Genomic DNA, 17024 nt, shown 5'->3' on the forward strand with positions numbered 1-17024 from the left:
ATGACTTAAAAATATAGGGTGTTATTATCTACTTTCAAGGCTGAAGAACGGTAATAAGATGAACCTTGATCTTTAACTAAATTTGTACCTGCTTCCGTACCATCACTTTTCCACAACTGTTCCTTGACTGAAGGAAAATAAGATTTAGTTTGATAGGGTTGAAAATAGAGGGTGTTGTTGAAATTTTTTAAGTTAGATGCAGAAAGGTCAAACTCTCCAGGAAAAATATCTTTAACGAGTTCGGCTTTCCAAGGAGAAATAATGGTTAAATCTTGAACCGTTGACATACAATTATGCTCCTTTTTACAGTTCTAAGTTATTTTGTGAAAGGGTTGGGTAAAAATATGACTTCCTAGGAGTCTTTCCAAGCAGATGAACCTGTTTATATTACTATTGAGTATATATACTTAACAAGTATAACTTTCTCAAAATGGGATTGTTCTTTTCTTAATCATTTCTTCAATAAATTATTGAGATATATATTTATTTATCAACTATTATTAATATACGAATTGAATCCGTATATTAATCTTTCCAGCCTAGTTTTATAATCAAATATTAATAATTGTAAATTTTAATTGCTACGGAAGTTTTGACAGCAAGCATAGGTATCAAATAACCCACCCACTAAACTAAAGGTTAGAGCAATAACCAAACAACCTTGCAAGGGATGTCCATCGCCAAAGGTGGCAAGAAATTTGAGCATTTGGTGACAGCCTAACGTCCCTAAATTTTGTATAATAGGGAGGTGACTCATCAGGACAAAAGTGATTAATCCCACGGCAATCAATAAGAGCGGGGCGATGAAACTAAAGGTAATTGCTAGTAACAAAGAACGAAGGAAATGGGGCAAAATACTCATAAATTTGTCCAAAGGAGATCGGCTATCTTCAGCTTGTTTGCGAGTGCCGTTGACTTCAGTTAGATTGGAGATCATGGAAAATCTAGCCTATCAACTTCTAAGATAGGAGCGATCGCTGATTTTAATCGAATCTGTGAGAAATCTTAAATATAAAGTAAAAAAAATTAAGATTTAGGCTTCATAAATCTTGTTGAAGATTTGTATATTTCTAGTTATCGGTTGAACTTTATACAGTTGTTATTCCCTTGAGCAATTCTAAAACTCGTTCCAGCTTTGGACTTTGGCTACAGCGATTTATTGCCGCCCTATTATTGGCGGGTCAAGTGGTGGTGCATTTACTCCAGGGAAAAATTCACCGTCGTAACACTTTGGAACAAATGGTAATAGTTGGCCCGGAATCCTTGATGATTGCTCTGCTCACGGCTAGTTTTGTGGGGATGGTGTTCACGATTCAAGTAGCACGGGAATTTGTTGCTTTGGGTGCGGTGAATATTGTCGGGGGAGTTCTGGCCCTGTCCCTGGCCAGGGAACTTAGTCCGGTATTAACAGCCGTAATTGTCGCTGGGCGGGTATGTTCGGCTTTTGCGGCGGAAATCGGCACGATGCGGGTCACGGAACAAATTGATGCCCTTTATATGTTAAAAACTGACCCGGTGGATTATTTAGTAATTCCCAGGGTAATTGCTTGTTGTTCGATGTTACCAATTTTAACCGTAATTTGTTTAGTTACGGGATTAGCTGGGGGTCTATTAATTTCTACTACTATGTACAATATTTCTTCAACGGTCTTTTTAGATTCAGTACGGAATTTTCTACAAGTTTGGGATGTTTGTAGTGGGTTAGTTAAAGGCTTAGTTTTTGGGGCGACCATTGCCATTATTGGAACCAGTTGGGGATTAACTACCACCGGAGGAGCAAAAGGTGTGGGTCAGTCCACGACAACGGCCGTTGTCACCGCCCTATTATCTATTTTTATCATTGATTTCTTCCTATCTTGGATTATGTTTCAAGGGATGGGAAGCTCGGTCAAGGGTTGATAAATTTTTAGGATATTTTCCTGATAATAACCGTACTATTCACAAAAATGATGATAATTTTGGTAAAATTGATTGAACTGCTTTTGACTCAAAAATAACAAATGACCACAACACCCACAACCCAAACTTCTAATATCGTTGAGTTACCTCCGAATTATATAATTCCGATGGTGCTGCTCATTAGTGCTTTTCCCCTATTTTTAATTCAAAGATGGGTGAGTTTAGGAGTCGCTATTTTTGCCCTATTTTTGTTAGTGCAAACCGCCCTCATTCGTCTACAATTTACCCCCACGGATTTAGACGTTTATCGGTCAGGTAAACTGCTGCGTCGATTTCCTTACCAAGACTGGATAAACTGGGAAATTTTCTGGACTCCTGTACCAATTTTATTCTATTTTAGGGAAGTTAAAAGCATTCACTTTTTGCCGATTATTTTTGATGCTAAATTGTTGGAAACCTGTTTAAAACAACATTGTGGAAATTTAAAACAGAATTAACAATTAGCCCTCTTCTGTCACTCTCCGAGATGTCAATCCCTAGAATCTTTATTAGTCAGTCAATACAAGCTATCCTATTACAAAAACTAGGTTGTTGTATTTGTTGTTAGAAAGAAATAGCAGCGATCGCTTCCTATGCAAACGCTCCATAATCCAGAAATGGCAAATAGGCAATCTTGCTAGGGGAAGAAAGTCTGAATCTGATCGGGTTTGACTAACGGAGGAACTTATGATTGGCATTTTTGAGCAATTTTTGATACTCTAGGATTAAAATATCTTTGTCAATCTTAGTCAGGATAATGATTGCTATGAAATCTCAACAGATGATTACCTTTTTTTCTGAAATTGTCACCCAAAAACCCGAACTATTTTCGGCGGAAGTTTTAAATGATTTAACCCGATTAGAAGCGGTTTTGGATAACTCAGAGACAGAATCGAATTCTGATCGAATTGAATCTATATCGGAAGCTATTATTGAGTTTTGTGATGTCAACCCTCAAATTAATTCTAAATTGACAGAAATGGGATCTGAACCTGAACTCAATGCGGCTCAAAACTTGGAAGAAAATCAAATTCAAACCTTAAGTAATTCCGTTAAAAAAGTTTTAGATTTACATTTTTTAAACCGCTCTAATGTTTAAATGTATAGCAGTTATATGTAGGGATAATTCATGAATTACCCCTATATATAATTTATTCATGAGGTGCGCTTAAGCGCAACAACGGGCAAAAACATAAAAAATAACGCGAGATTAGCCGATCCCGCGTTACCTGAGTTTAATTGAACAGCTAACCGCTAAAAATTAGACCGCAGCGGCAACTTTTTCGTTAGCACCAACTAAGCGCTCGTAGGTCGCCCGCATTTTCAGACCAACTAACACCTGGAATAATCCGCTACCATTATTGGAACCGGGATACTCTTGGCGTTCGCGGAGGAGGTGGGTCATCTCTCCATAATATTTCGTAGACAGGTTGCTTAAGTGTCCTTCGACGTAGATCATTTCATCGAGGTTATCGAATTGACCATCAACTTCGAGGATAGACACTTCATTTCCGTAGTAATTATCGGGGCCGTAATACATTTTTAGACCCGGATAGGAACAGGTGAGTTTACGTCCGCAAGGTATCCAGTAAATCGTTGATCCTTGATCAAATAAGTAGGAGGGTTCGAGTCCTTCCACACCTTCTTTCTGTACCAAACGCACCCGCAGAACTTTGTGTTCCTTGTCTTCAGCAATCAAGTTAGTGGGTAGAATTTGAACCACCACATCCGCATATTGCTTTTGGGGATCAATATAGGCTTCAAAATCAGGACGACGAGCATTAATTGCCGCCAAAACATCTTCATAACGATGTCCCCGTTCCGCCATATCGCGCTGAATTTTCCACGAAATTTTAACTTCGTCGCTGATATCCAGATAAACACTAAAATCAAGCAGCGATCGCACTCTTTCGTCATATAACGGGTGCAATCCTTCAATCACAATAATATGATTGGGCTCGATTCGTTCGGGGGGATCTAACTCGCCAGTTTCATGATTATAAATGGGTTTATCAATGGATATACCGTTTTTAAGAGCGTTAACTTGCTGATACATTAAATCGAAATTATTAGCTCTAGGATCAAGAGCAGTAATTCCAGTTTCTTTGCGTTGCTTACGATCTAAACAATGGTAATCATCTAAACAGATAACCGTCACAAAATCTTTTCCAAAGATGTCTGTTATCCGACGTAAAAATGTTGATTTTCCGCACCCAGAATCTCCAGCAACACCAATTAAAACCACGCGATCCGGCTTATTTCCCATCTTCCTCTACCCTAAAAGAAACTGTTGACAACTTAAGATCATTGAATTTAAAGCATTAAAACCTTGACCAATGCCAGCACCGTTGAGTCTTCACCTGATCCGAAGGTGGAGTAAACCTCAACTTTGTCGTAGTGAACGGACTCCCAACTGACAAAAGGCCTGGCACTTAGGCAAGCTAAGTATTTAATACTAACTTTTGTTTCTAATTTTACCAGAAGGGGATCATCCCTACAAGCATTAATTATAATATATGGCAATCCTATTTGAGTTTTATCCAAAATTCAGGGAACACCGGAAAAGGCAACGGGCAAAAGGCAACGGGCAAAAGGCCGACGGGCGACACCGCAACAAAAGATAATCAACGGCGTATTACAGATTCGGGGAAGGTGGGGATTATATCCAATATTCATCAAGTTATTCCTTTTTCATTCCTGACTAGAGCTTTCAGTTCTGATTCTCCAGCTTTTTTCAACAATCGAGTCAGTTGCAAATTGCACAGGATAATCATTAATCCTTGACCGACAAAGCTGATGAGAATTGAGGATAACGGGACTGAAGAAATCGAGAAAAATGAGAAAACAGACCAGACAAAGGGCGAATAATATTCAGATTTGTAGGAAAACATCACAAAAATAAATAATAGGGGGACAATCAGCACCCCTAATACGCTACTTGTTGCCCATAAAGTTCGTTTCGGGGTTTTCATCATTGCCATTAATTGAGCGATACTGGCACATAACAGCATGAAACTACAATGTAAGGCGATGGCTAACAACATTTCGCCTTTTTCCGTGGGTTTAGCTACGAGGAAAATTGTAATTATCCAAATTGTAGAAGCAATCAAAAGATTAATCAAAATTGCCACGGTTGCAGGACTTTTTTCACCCCAAATTAAATCCTTTCCTAAATCCATCCACCAATGTTTTTTCCGTTCCCGTCGATATCGCACCCAATCCTGTAGGGTTTGTCGTTGAGGAGATAGGGCTGATATTAAACCCAAAATCAAGAAAATATTACCAATGAAAATACCCACATAATAACTATTGTTTGTTTCAAATTTAGACAGGATAAACCCTAAACTCATAAGAGTAAAATTTAGAGTTAATAAGTAACTCTGTTTTTTACTTAAACTGGGAAGATTGGGATGGTGATAGTTCCGTTTTAAGGCTTGCCAAATCCAATAGGTTAAAAACCCATAATTAAGTAAGGCTAATGCTAAGAGGGAAACTCCATTGGTTCCCACATTTAATCCAAACCATTGTAATTGACTAATATTGGCATGATTGAAGGGATAATTTAAGTAATGATCTCCGGTTTGGTCAATTAAATAGCGAAGTAGACAGGTGGGAGAGAATATATTCAGCCAATCGTAACCATCGGAGGTAATAGGTTTACTATTAGCTGTTAATAGAAAAATTAAAGTGATTCCACTACCCAGCCAAGATTGTAACCCATGTAACCAGGTGCTAGTTGTTACTCCAATTAACAAAGCAAAACTATAAAAAAAGGCACAACTGGCTAGGGTTAAACCATAGAAACTAAAAATTTCTAGGAGGGAAATATGAGCAGAAATTCCCGCCCATAAATGCAAGGGAATTGTGAGGAAAACTCCCAGATATAATAAAATCGGTACACCTAATAATTTACCGATTAAAATACTCTGAGCCGATTGAGGACTTAATCGAATAAAATTCAGGGTTCCTCGTCGTTCTTCGGTGGCTAAATCATTAATGAGCATATAGGTTCCCACAACAATTAAGCTGAAAACCGCTAAAACACTGATCCAAATAAAAATATTCGCCCAGTAGTCCGTAAACCAACGATTAAAATCAATTAAATCTTGGGGACAATAGGAATTTTTGAGTTTTTCAAGGGTTTTCAGTTGTTGTTCTAAAACAGAACGGTCTCCTGTAAAATAAAAGTCATTAAGTTGATCTTGAATCTTCCAATATTGTTGCTCATATTTATAATACAATTGGTTTTTAGAAGTGCAGTATCCGCTAGAAATAGTGATCTTTTCCATCCCAGGAAATTTATCAAAGGTGCTAAAAAATAGAATCACTTGGCTAAGAATAGAAATTCCAATTGCTATCAGAATATTGCGAACTTGAAACCGACCTTTAAATTCTCGAACCAGTTGGGGATTCCACTCTTTAAATTGAGGTAAAGACAGACGGCTCATAACTCTTTATTCCTATATAAAATTGAACTGTTTATGGTTTTTAAGAGGCTTGTTTGTGTCCGAGTTTTAAGAAAATAGATTCTAAATTTTCTTGAACTCGATTAAATTCACTTAAGGGAACTTCGGCAGAAATTAGCGATCGCAATAATATTGCTGCATCTTTTTCTGTTCCTGAAAATTGAACTTTTACCTGTTGTTTTCCGTGTAAAATTTCCCAACTTTCTACCCCAGGATGATGTTTTAATTCCCCAATCAGTATCTCCATTTTACCCAAAGTCGAAATCAAAAGATGCTGCACACTCAAACGTTTATACAAGTCCTGTATTGATGAACTTTCGACTAAATAGCCCAATTCCATAATCCCAATATAGCTACAAAAATCCTCCAAGTCACTTAATACATGGGAAGAAATTACAATCGTCATTCCCGCTTCATGTAAACTTTTAATAATTTCTCGAAACTGCATTCTGGCAATCGGATCTAAACCAGATACTGGTTCATCAAGAAAGAGTAATAAAGGTTCATGAATAATGGTGCGTCCTAAACTCAATCGTTGTTTCATTCCCCTGGAAAGGGTGGAAATTAAACGATTGCGTTTTTGGGTTAACTGCACAATTTCCAAGACTTCATAAATTCGTTGATTCCGTCGAGGTTCCCGCAGATAATATAACCGAGCAAAGTAATCTAAATAATCCCAAACGGTTAAATCATCATAAAGGGGAAAATCATCGGGTAAATATCCTAAACGTTGTTTGATTTTAGGATTGGTATGATCCTGTGATACGAATTCTCCATTAATATAAATTTCCCCTTTTGTGGGTTCTTCTATGGTTGCTAACATCCGCAATAATGTAGTTTTTCCGGCTCCATTGGGCCCAATTAATCCATAGACTTCTCCCATGGGAATTTGTAAATCTAAATCATTAACCGCCAGATGGCGCTCAAATCTTTTTGTCAGTCCACGGGTTTCAATTGCCAGTTCTTTCGCCATAGGAATATAGGAAGAATTGAGTTTGAAGTTTTAACTTAGATTCCCTCTACAATCTACTTTAACCGATTTACGGAAATAATAAGGTATCCGTAGAGACGTGCCAGGGCGCGTCTCTCTACTCCAAATTTTTATCGAAAATAAATTATTGAACTTGAGCACCATGGGAACGAGGATCACTGCTACTAGATTGATCAATATTTAAGGGAGAATTAAAAGCCGAAACTTGACCGATGGCTTGGGTATAGGGAAGGGGATTTTCTGCGATTAAAGACTCTAAATTAGCTTCTAAAATCGGGCGAGGAATTTCGCCGATGGTTTGGGCAATTGTTTCGGCTTTTTGATTCAAATAAACGAAATGAGGAATGCCATCAACTCTATATTTTAGCAGTTCTGGCAACCATTTACTATTATCGACATTCAACATCACAAAATTGAGTTTTTCCGAATATTTATGTTTAATTTCGCTTAATTCTGGGGCCATGGTTTGACAACTGGTACACCAATTTGCATAAAATTCCATTAAGGTTGGTTTGCCATTATTCAAGGCAATATCTAGGGGAATTGATTCTTCCACGAGTTGAGGGAGGGAGGTGGAAGTGGCTTCGCTACGAATTGCTAAGAAAACCGAGAGACTCAGAATCATAGCTGCGATAATAATTAAAAAGTTTCTGATCCGTTTGGCTAAATCAGAAGGTTCGGTTGATGGGGTTGAATGTAATGGGTTTTCGTTCATATTGATATTGTCAAAGATGATAATTATTATTGATGATTTTAGTTTAACAAAATTTTGAACCAAATTGATTAACGTTCTTGTGAAAATTGTTGTAAAATAGAAATGTCAATGAAATATAAAAGGAATAAAAGTCTGTGGTGCGATACTAACCCATTCTGAAATGGACTCTGGGACAAAAATAATTTAGGATTAATCACATGAAAAAACGAGTGACTTTGACGTTTCCCAAACGTTCTATTCAAATACCGATTACCTATAGATTGGCTAAGGATTTTAATGTAGCTGCTAATATTATTCGTGCTCAAGTTGCTCCGAATCAAGTCGGAAAATTAGTAGTAGAATTATCAGGAGATATTGATGAACTAGAGGCGGCTATTGAGTGGATGCAAACTCAAAATATTGGAGTTTCTTTAGTCGGACGGGAGATTATCATTGATGAGCAAAGTTGTGTGGATTGTGGACTCTGTACTGGAGTTTGTCCGACGGATGCCTTGACCCTGAATCCAGAAACCTTTTATTTGACGTTTACTCGCTCACGGTGTATTGTTTGTGAACAATGTATTCCAGCCTGTCCCCTTCAGGCAATTTCTACTAATCTTTGAAGGGAAATCTCATCTAAAAATTTATTTTTTATCCTAATCTTTCAATGAAATCACAACAACAAATTACAATTATTACTTGGTTTTCCTTTGGATTACTTTTCGTAACTTGTCTACATTTTGGTTGGTTTTTATTTGAGTCGAGTTGGTATTCTTTAGTTTCTGGTCTATTTTTAATGTTAATTTGGTCAATTGATTTATTCTTTACCCTGCCATTGAATAAATTAAATTCGTTTGTTTTAAAGAAAATCAGAACGGATTTAGGCACATTTTTAATGATTGTGTTTATCTCTATTCTGGGTGTATTTATGCTGACCTGGATTAAGGTTTCTATTAATATTTTATTAATGGTTTCAGCGACAGCTTTAGCTCGGTTAGAGTTACAAACTGCCCGTTTTAAAGATTGGCACTCTTTTATTATTTTATCTATATTATCTACCCTGGGTTTAATATTAGGATGGGGATTAAATCACTATTTTTCCTTCGGACATTTAGAATCGCAGTTTTGTTTACCCTTTCATTTAGGATGTATTGATATTCCTTATCGTGATGGGTAATGGGGATCACTGATTTAAGAGGATTTCACGGATTTCACTGATTTTAATCTGTGTTAATCTGCGTAATCTGCTTAAATCAGTGATAGGTAATGGGAAAAATATAAGTTTGATCTGTAAACTCTTTAACTGATAACTGATGACTGGTACTGGCGGGTTCATCGAGATTTAGATAATAAACAAAGATCTAAAAGAACCCATCCCTACAACCGATAAATTAATTATTTTAAATCTAATAATCCACTGGTTTTTAATTTGGGATTAAAGCGAATTTCCTCTTGTAATCCTCGGGCTTTTAGTTCGGCAAAAATTTGTTCTTCTACACGACGGGCGATTTGTTTTAACAGTTTTTCTTGACCGATTTCATCGGTTTTTTGATACTGATCTTGTTCTTCTGGAGTCATGAAAGGTTTAACTTGAATCGGATCATTCCAGATAGATTCATCTTCCCCATTACCGGGAGGAATTGAACCATTTTCATCAATCCAAGCCTGTTTAATCCCTTCTAAAATAGTGCGACTCGGCCGATCAATAGTTTGTAACTTCAACCAATAACAGCCTTGATTTTGACGAATAAAATGTTGTTTTAAACTTAAATATATATCCCTAGAATAGCCTACATATTTTAAATTTTTATCTGAATTAAAAATAGCATAAACTCCGATTTTACCTTGGATTGATTCGGGAATTTTGCCATTTTCATCCAGATAGGGAATATAGTCCAAACTATTAAGGGAAGGAATTTCGGTTGGAGTAGTCATTGATCCAAAAAATGCTTTCTCCCTGATTTTAAAGGTATTGGTGTCGATTTCTGAAAATTGGATACTAAAGTTTTATTAAGCCAAGCTCCATATTAAGGTTTCGGTCAGAATTTTTGCACCAGTTTAAGGATTATTGTGGAATTTGAGTTAGCATAACTCTAAGATTGTAGTAAGTCAGCCACGACCATGCAGAATAGTGAAGAAGAATTATTAAAACCGTCGCCCCATCCTGTCGATGGGTGGAAGTTAGCCGAGTATGTTTCTATTGCGGGGACAGCAGTGGGAACACTCGTTGCTGCATGGTATCAGCCGATTATATTTGCTGGGACTCCCCTAACTTTGGCCTTAATTTTAAATGTGGTAAATCGCCAACGGTTTGAACAGGATATGCGTCAAGATCTGGATGCGGCGATTACGGATGTTAGGACAGTGGTAGAATTGCTCCATCAACAAATTCAACTGCTACCCTCGGAGTCGAACGAACTTGATCCAATTACGGATGTCCTGACGGAGTTACAACGGGTGACTCAAGGGTTAGAAAAAAATGCCCTGCGACAAGATGATTGGGAAGTTATGAATGTCCGCTTTCAGTTAATCCAAGAAACAATTGATGAATTGAAAACATCAATGGAGACATCAGGACTTAATTTTGAAAAAAACGATCAAGAATCTTTAAACGCAACTTTAGAAGCATTTGTAAATCAGTCAATTACGGATTCAGCAACCATGCAAATACAAATCGATCAGCTTTCTGAACAGGTTAATGTCTTACAAACGGAACAGCAAACCCTAATTAAACCTTATATTAAACGCTTAGTTAATGCGGTTAAGGAGTTAAAAAATCGTTAAATTTTAATCCTATCCCCCCTTTTTTATGGGGCGTAGGGGGGATTAGTGGGGGAAAATATCAAGGGATTTATCTATATTCGTCACCGCAATCACCAATTATTTGCATCAGATCTTGGGATTGAAAAAGAACGGAATTAATATTTTGATAATCTTCGGAGTCGAGACTAAATTCAAAGACTTTAGCATTATCTTTGATATGGTCGGAAAGCCCTAATCTTGTCCCCACCATGGCTCCAGCAACGGTGGGTTGTTCTAGGATATAACGAACTGCAATATTAGGAATTGTTACTTGATGTTTTTGGGCGATCGCATTTAAAGTTTTTAAGAGAGTTTGAAATAAATTCCATCCTCCCCAAGCATTGATCATATTTTTATATTTTTTCAAGCTAACGGTTTCTAAATTAAAGCCATTTGGTTCAGGTTTTCCCAGATATTTTTCCGATAAAAAACCACCACAAAGAACACCATAGGGAAGTAACTTAATATTATGACCTTGACAAAATTCGGTCATTTGAGCTAAAGGACGGCGATCAACTAAAGAAAACTGCACTTGATTGGATACAATTTTAATCCCATTTTCAACAATAATTTTTAAGTGTTGAGTATCAAAATTGGTTAATGCTAAATGTTTGATTTTACCTTCGGTTTGTAGTTGCGCCAGATAATTTAAAGCATCTAAATAACTTTGATCTCGATAATCCCACCAATGAAATTGTAGTAAATCGAGACAATCAACTCCCATGCGTTGGCGAGAAATATCAATATTTTTTTCCACCAGGGCTTTTGTCATTTTACCCGGACGGGGAACCCATTTGGTAAAGGCTTGTACCTGAGATAAAGCCTCCTGTCCACGGGTGGAAATTAATTGTCGCCTAAATTCCCCAATAAAATCCTCCGCCGGGCCATAATGATCAGCTAGATCCCAAGTGGTATATCCTGCGTCTAGGTATTTAAACATACTTTCGAGCGCAACGGTGGGATTAATCCGACCATGGGCACCAGAGACTTGCCACATTCCGTTTAAAATGCGACAAATATTTAAGTCTTCTGTGAATTGAAAACGACTAGAATCGGTAAGTTTCATAGGTGATTTCGTTACTTATTTATCAATTTTACTCAGTATTGTCGCTCTCCTGATCGCAACTTTAGTGGGTTTAATAACTTCTCGTTGGATTTTGATTCCTTTGACCCGTTTAAAAGAGGCTGCGATCGCTTTTTCCCAGGGAAATAATGTTACAGCAGTCGCCAGATCTATTGTTTGATCGATTATTTAATCAAAGCCAAAAAATAAAACCTGAGACTAATAAATAATCCCAAGCTCTATTTTATATTTAGTACCCCCAAGGGAATTCGAATCCCTGTCGCCTCCGTGAAAGGGAGGTGTCCTAGGCCTCTAGACGATGGGGGCTTAGGGTGTTTTGCGGTTAACTTTTTCTCGGTTGAGTTTTGGTCACTCGCCTTTCACCTTTATTAATGTAGCCTATATTTTTATCGGTGTCAACCCTTTGAGCAAAATTCGTTTGATCTTTTTTAAATTTGGCTGAAATCCTTTTCACAGAAGGCTTGTAGAACTTTAATACAATTAGCGATCGCTCCCAAATGGGCCAGTTCATAGCCATGGGTGTTCTGAGTCGGGAAACCCAAGCAAGCCGCCCGGGCTACATGGCCAAATTTCATGGCAATAGAAGCGTCACTTCCAAAGCCACTAAGAATTGTCAATTGTAACGGGACTCCGGCGGTGGTCGCCGCCTGTCGTAATTGGCTGTTTAAACCCTCATCGTAAACACCATAGCTATCCTGGGACAACAACACCGGTTTTTCATCCCCTGCAATCGGATATTCCGGGGCGAGGGGGCAAATTTCCAAGGCAATTAACGCCTCTAAGGTTTGTCTTTGGGTAAAATATAGGGCCCCAATTGCTCCCACTTCTTCCTTTGCCGAAGCCACTAAATATATATCAATGGGCGGGTGTTTGACGGTTTCTGCTAAGGCTAATAAAATCGCCAGAGACGCTTTATTATCGAGGGTATAACTAGCAATATAATCTTTAATTCGGATGGGTTTTTTTCGATGTTTTCCTACAACTACCCTGGTTCCTGGGCGAATTCCTGCGGTTGCTAATTCTTCCGTTGTGCATTTGGTTTCAATCCAAGTATCTTCCCATTTCAAGGCTTTTTCTTCCTGGTAAACTTTTTGAGGAGATTCATGGGAAATATGACGAGAACCAAAGCTCAAAATACCGCTAAGAGTTTGATGATCTCCTAATAAATCAACCACTCCTTCCCCATAAACCCAAGGAAATGACCCGCCTAATTTTCTAACCGAAACCCGTCCCTTTTCTTCAATGGTTTTGACGATCATGCCAATTTCATCTTTATGGGCGGTAATGGCGATAGCTCTTTCTGAAGTTTTACCAGGAATTTTGGCAATAATATTATCCGCCTGATCTCGCCAAACCTCTACCCCAAGTTGAGAAAATCGTTCTAACAACCATTGATTTATTTCCGATTCTACCCCACTGGGAGAATGTTGCAAAACCAAGTTTTCAATTGTATTAAATAAAGTCTGATAATCCATTTTGTCTGTCCTTAATTCAATTATCCCATCAAGAATTATTAGGATTAGGTTTTAATAATAATGCTACAATTAAAGCTGGGGTTCCGCCAATTAATCCAATGATTAACCATCGGGGATAACTGCGTCCTTTTTCTCGAGCCACAAAAGCTGCGATCGTACCGATAACACCATGAAGAATTGCCAAAATTAAAATCACAGAAGGGTCATTTAAGGAATCAAACATTTTACGCTAAGATAGAAATTATAGCCGAGAACAAATAAATAAAATAAATCGGATTTCCGCTATTGAACTCATGAATTAAAACATAAGCATTGGTTCAGAAACCCGATTTTTATGAAAAATGATTCAATTGGAAGTTTAATCCAAAAATCCCATCAAAGTCATGGGATCATCAATATCATTGCTGGCAATGGGACGGTTCATGATCATTGAGGTAATTTGTAAATGACTGACTTCAATGGGGCGATTAGCTAAGGCTCCCACCGTATCTTCTAAATGAATAAAGGCTACATTACTAGCACTATTCGCTTTAAAAATAGGACGTCTTGGTGATAGCATTCCTGAAATTTCAAGATGGCTATGTTCAATTGGGCGATTCATAAATGTCGTCATCGCACCGACTTGAATTTGGGTGGATGCAGTATTGGCTTCAGAGCCTTTTTTTGCAGGTTTGTCCACAATATCTAATTTCGTTTCTTGGTTCATATCTGTAGTTGGTTTGTTTTCAACAAGATCTACTTTAATCTGATCAGCTTCAGTTTTATTATCTTGATTTGAGTTTGCTGTTCCACCGGTTCGCTTTCGGGTACTCCCCCTTTTGGGTGTAGATGAGCTAACTGTCATGATGAATACCTAGTTTTTTTACAGGGTGAATTCATGATTTACACTTAACCTTGTTATTAATTTCATCGCTGAAATTTCCCTAACCTTTGACTCAATTAAGGACGGGTTAGGTATTAATTTTGGATTAAAGCTAAACCAATTATAAAATAAATGGGATCTTTAGTAAATGCCATTTTGAGAAAAATATCTTTTTGTAACAATAAGTAAAGACAATCTTGGGAGCAGGGGGAAAAGGGGGAAAAGGGGGAACAGAGTGAACAGAGTGAACAGAGGGAACAGAGGGAACAGAGGGAACAGAGGGAACAGAGGGAACAGAGGGAGGTAAACTCTTGCTATTACCTATTACTCATTACCTATTGCCCATTACCCATTACCTATTAATCAAAAATACCGAAAACGGGGCGTTATTGGGGTCACAGGGAGTGTGTCCTTCCTGGCTAAAACCCAACTGCCAACCTCTAATTAAAATTTCTTTACAAAATCCAAGGCTGTGATAGTATCTGGATGGATTTACACTACTGATGGACAGCCAATGGGCTGAATTTCCGTGGTGGAGGAGAGTAGAGGAGTGCAAAATAGGATGTCCCTTGGATATTCAAATGCTATGACTGGAAGGAATTACCTTGACCCGATTCAAGTTGGTGTGATCGGTGTGGGTAATATGGGGCAGCATCATACCCGGGTTTTGAGTATGCTCAAGGACGTGGAACTCGTGGGAGTTTCCGATCTCAGTGTTGAACGGGGAATTGATACGGCGAGTAAGTATCGAGTGAGGTTTTTTGAAGATTATCGAGACCTTTTGCCCCTAGTAGATGCTGTCTGTATCGCAGTTCCAACTCGGTTACACTATCCGGTGGGGATGGCCTGTTTACAAGCCGGGGTTCATGTATTAATTGAAAAACCTATTGCTGCGAGTATTGGTGAGGCAGAATTGTTAGTCAACGCCGCCGCAGATTATCAGCGAATTTTACAAGTCGGTCATATTGAACGGTTTAATCCCGCTTTTCAAGAATTTAGTAAAGTTTTAAAAACGGAGGAAGTTTTAGCATTAGAAGCCCGTCGCATGAGTCCCTATTCTAACCGAGCCAATGATGTTTCGGTGGTCTTGGATTTAATGATTCATGATATTGATTTAATGTTAGATCTAGTGGCGGCTCCTGTTGTTAAATTAACCGCCAGTGGTAGCCGAGCTTCCGACTCTGGCTATTTAGATTATGTGACCGCTACCCTCGGTTTTGCTAATGGTGTGATCGCAAATTTAATTAGCAGTAAAGTCACCCATCGCAAATTGCGTTCTATTGTTGCCCATTGCAAAAATTCTTTAACCGAAGCCGATTTTCTCAATAATGAAATTTTAATTCATCGGCAAACCACGGCTAATTATGTTACGGATTATGGTCAAGTTCTCTATCGTCAAGATGGGTTAATTCAAAAAGTTCATACCAGTAATATTGAACCCCTACACGCTGAATTGGAACATTTTGTCAGTTGTGTTCGGGGTGGAAATCAACCCTCCGTGGGTGGAGAACAAGCCTTAAAAGCCTTGCGTCTAGCCAGTTTAATTGAACAAATGGCATTAGATGGTAAAGCTTGGGATTTGGTGGAAACCGACTATCTTTTTGATTCATCGACGGTTTCCATCGGTTAGGGGAAGGAAAAAAAGCGAGGTTTGGGGCTGAAGTTCACCCGATGCGGCTCCCCTCAACCCTCAACAGTTGATCCCTAATTTTTAATCCTTAATCCATTTCTTTGCTACAGTTTGATAGCCAATTAATTTATAGGTTAATTTAGCAACGGTAAATTCAGAAACCACTGAACCAACCACGGGAGCTAATTCCATGACATCACACCCAATTACATCTTTAGATTGAAATAAACGGCGTAAAAATCTTAGGGTAGAATACCAATTTAATCCCCCCGGTTCGGGAGTTCCCACCCCAGGAATTAAACTCGGATCAATGCCATCAACATCAATGGTTAAAAAGACTTTTTCTGTGGGAATACTGGCGATCGCTTGTTCAATCCAATCCAGATTAAAAGCCATTTCTCTAGCCCGAAAAACCGTTAAATTTTTCTCTTTAATTAAATCAGCTTCCTCTTGACAAATGGCTCTAATTCCCACTTGAACTGTCGGTAATCCCATATTCACAATTCGACGCATAACACAGGCATGACTATGAATTGTATCCTGATATTCATGTCTTAAATCCCCATGGGCATCAATTTGAACCACGGTAAAGGATTCTTGATATACTTGACGATATCCCTGTACCACTCCTTCGGTAATACTGTGTTCTCCCCCAATGGAAATCACAAATTTTTTCTGTTCAATTAAAGACTGGAGGGTTTCTTGAGTCACCCGCAACATTTCTGCGTCTGAAACTGTCTTTCCATGGCGAGTATCTGCAATCGGAGCATGGGTAAAAATCCCCGCATCAAAACAGATTTCTCGGTCTAGTTCTTCATCATAACATTCTAACTGATGGGAAGCCTCCAGTAAAGCATCGGGGCCGTTCTCGCACCCTTTTCTATAGCTAGTTGTGGCTTCATAGGGAATCGGTAAAATCACAACTTTAGCGGTTTCATATTCCGGGACAATTTCAGAACCCAGAAAGTCTATAGTAGCAGTCATTTTAATTCGGAAATTAACACCTCTTAATTTTGACACAAGAGGAAACATTTTTGTCAAAAGATAGAATGATTTATTGCTATAATTATAACAGTTAAAAA

19 protein-coding genes and 1 tRNA gene are annotated in these 17024 nt (G+C 38.2%); 7 read left to right on the forward strand and 13 right to left on the reverse strand.

What is annotated here, in order from left to right; translation table 11 throughout:
* Positions 1-5: 5 nt before the first annotated feature.
* Positions 6-287, reverse strand: coding sequence for a hypothetical protein (locus NMG86_RS14420; RefSeq protein WP_026786382.1), 282 nt, complete (start codon positions 285-287; stop codon positions 6-8).
* Between the two features lie 287 nt (positions 288-574).
* On the reverse strand, positions 575-937 hold the full coding sequence (locus tag NMG86_RS14425) for a hypothetical protein (protein ID WP_306439104.1): 363 nt from the start codon (positions 935-937) through the stop codon (positions 575-577).
* A gap of 170 nt (positions 938-1107) precedes the next feature.
* On the opposite strand from NMG86_RS14425, the gene NMG86_RS14430 reads away from it, so the two are divergent.
* From NMG86_RS14430 to NMG86_RS14440, 3 genes are all read left to right on the forward strand, one after another.
* Entirely contained in the window at positions 1108-1899 is a 792-nt protein-coding gene (locus NMG86_RS14430; protein ID WP_026786380.1) for an MlaE family lipid ABC transporter permease subunit, read from the forward strand.
* Between the two features lie 101 nt (positions 1900-2000).
* On the forward strand, positions 2001-2396 hold the full coding sequence (locus NMG86_RS14435; RefSeq protein ID WP_026797931.1) for a DUF3119 family protein: 396 nt from the start codon (positions 2001-2003) through the stop codon (positions 2394-2396).
* Positions 2397-2704: 308 nt separating this feature from the next.
* Positions 2705-3037, forward strand: coding sequence for a hypothetical protein (locus NMG86_RS14440; protein WP_141296350.1), 333 nt, complete (start codon positions 2705-2707; stop codon positions 3035-3037).
* 162 nt (positions 3038-3199) lie between these two features.
* On the opposite strand, the gene NMG86_RS14445 is transcribed toward NMG86_RS14440, so the two are convergent.
* The 4 genes from NMG86_RS14445 to NMG86_RS14460 form a co-directional block, all read right to left on the reverse strand.
* A complete protein-coding gene (locus NMG86_RS14445; protein ID WP_026794224.1) occupies positions 3200-4204 on the reverse strand; it encodes a phosphoribulokinase in 1005 nt (334 codons plus the stop codon).
* A gap of 409 nt (positions 4205-4613) precedes the next feature.
* Complete coding sequence (locus NMG86_RS14450) at positions 4614-6386, reverse strand: ABC transporter permease (protein ID WP_026786373.1); 1773 nt, start codon at positions 6384-6386, stop codon at positions 4614-4616.
* Between the two features lie 40 nt (positions 6387-6426).
* The gene (locus NMG86_RS14455) at positions 6427-7377 is read right to left on the reverse strand and encodes an ABC transporter ATP-binding protein (protein ID WP_026794225.1); all 951 of its coding nucleotides are present in this window, start codon (positions 7375-7377) and stop codon (positions 6427-6429) included.
* A gap of 142 nt (positions 7378-7519) precedes the next feature.
* Positions 7520-8110: a thioredoxin family protein gene (locus tag NMG86_RS14460; protein ID WP_026797932.1), complete on the reverse strand. Its 591-nt coding sequence runs from the start codon at positions 8108-8110 to the stop codon at positions 7520-7522.
* A gap of 197 nt (positions 8111-8307) precedes the next feature.
* Here NMG86_RS14460 and NMG86_RS14465 point away from each other — a divergent pair, with 197 nt between their 5' ends.
* Both NMG86_RS14465 and NMG86_RS14470 read left to right on the forward strand, forming a co-directional pair.
* Entirely contained in the window at positions 8308-8712 is a 405-nt protein-coding gene (locus tag NMG86_RS14465) for an NIL domain-containing protein (RefSeq protein ID WP_026786370.1), read from the forward strand.
* A gap of 44 nt (positions 8713-8756) precedes the next feature.
* Positions 8757-9266, forward strand: coding sequence for a hypothetical protein (locus tag NMG86_RS14470; protein ID WP_052338735.1), 510 nt, complete (start codon positions 8757-8759; stop codon positions 9264-9266).
* 218 nt (positions 9267-9484) lie between these two features.
* Here NMG86_RS14470 and NMG86_RS14475 read toward each other — a convergent pair whose 3' ends face one another.
* A complete protein-coding gene (locus tag NMG86_RS14475; RefSeq protein ID WP_026786369.1) occupies positions 9485-10024 on the reverse strand; it encodes a GIY-YIG nuclease family protein in 540 nt (179 codons plus the stop codon).
* Positions 10025-10210: 186 nt separating this feature from the next.
* Here NMG86_RS14475 and NMG86_RS14480 point away from each other — a divergent pair, with 186 nt between their 5' ends.
* On the forward strand, positions 10211-10873 hold the full coding sequence (locus NMG86_RS14480) for a hypothetical protein (RefSeq protein WP_026786368.1): 663 nt from the start codon (positions 10211-10213) through the stop codon (positions 10871-10873).
* A 67-nt stretch (positions 10874-10940) separates the two neighbouring features.
* On the opposite strand, the gene NMG86_RS14485 is transcribed toward NMG86_RS14480, so the two are convergent.
* From NMG86_RS14485 to NMG86_RS14505, 5 genes are all read right to left on the reverse strand, one after another.
* Positions 10941-11957 (reverse strand): aldo/keto reductase, encoded by a 1017-nt coding sequence (locus tag NMG86_RS14485; RefSeq protein WP_026786367.1) that lies wholly within the window; start codon positions 11955-11957, stop codon positions 10941-10943.
* A gap of 251 nt (positions 11958-12208) precedes the next feature.
* Positions 12209-12281, reverse strand: a tRNA-Glu gene (locus NMG86_RS14490).
* 122 nt (positions 12282-12403) lie between these two features.
* Complete coding sequence (locus tag NMG86_RS14495; protein WP_036831322.1) at positions 12404-13450, reverse strand: M42 family metallopeptidase; 1047 nt, start codon at positions 13448-13450, stop codon at positions 12404-12406.
* Between the two features lie 28 nt (positions 13451-13478).
* Positions 13479-13673 (reverse strand): hypothetical protein, encoded by a 195-nt coding sequence (locus NMG86_RS14500; RefSeq protein WP_026786365.1) that lies wholly within the window; start codon positions 13671-13673, stop codon positions 13479-13481.
* Positions 13674-13808: 135 nt separating this feature from the next.
* Positions 13809-14294, reverse strand: a complete 486-nt coding sequence (locus NMG86_RS14505; protein WP_026786364.1) for a hypothetical protein — start codon at positions 14292-14294, stop codon at positions 13809-13811.
* A gap of 580 nt (positions 14295-14874) precedes the next feature.
* On the opposite strand from NMG86_RS14505, the gene NMG86_RS14510 reads away from it, so the two are divergent.
* A complete protein-coding gene (locus tag NMG86_RS14510; RefSeq protein ID WP_026786363.1) occupies positions 14875-15942 on the forward strand; it encodes a Gfo/Idh/MocA family protein in 1068 nt (355 codons plus the stop codon).
* 81 nt (positions 15943-16023) lie between these two features.
* Here the strand turns inward: NMG86_RS14510 and speB are convergent, their stop codons facing one another.
* A complete protein-coding gene (gene speB, locus NMG86_RS14515) occupies positions 16024-16926 on the reverse strand; it encodes an agmatinase (protein WP_043936961.1) in 903 nt (300 codons plus the stop codon).
* Between the last annotated feature and the right edge of the window lie 98 nt (positions 16927-17024).

It is taken from the genome of Planktothrix rubescens CCAP 1459/22 (assembly GCA_904830895.1).
Taxonomy (GTDB): Bacteria; Cyanobacteriota; Cyanobacteriia; order Cyanobacteriales; family Microcoleaceae; genus Planktothrix; species Planktothrix agardhii.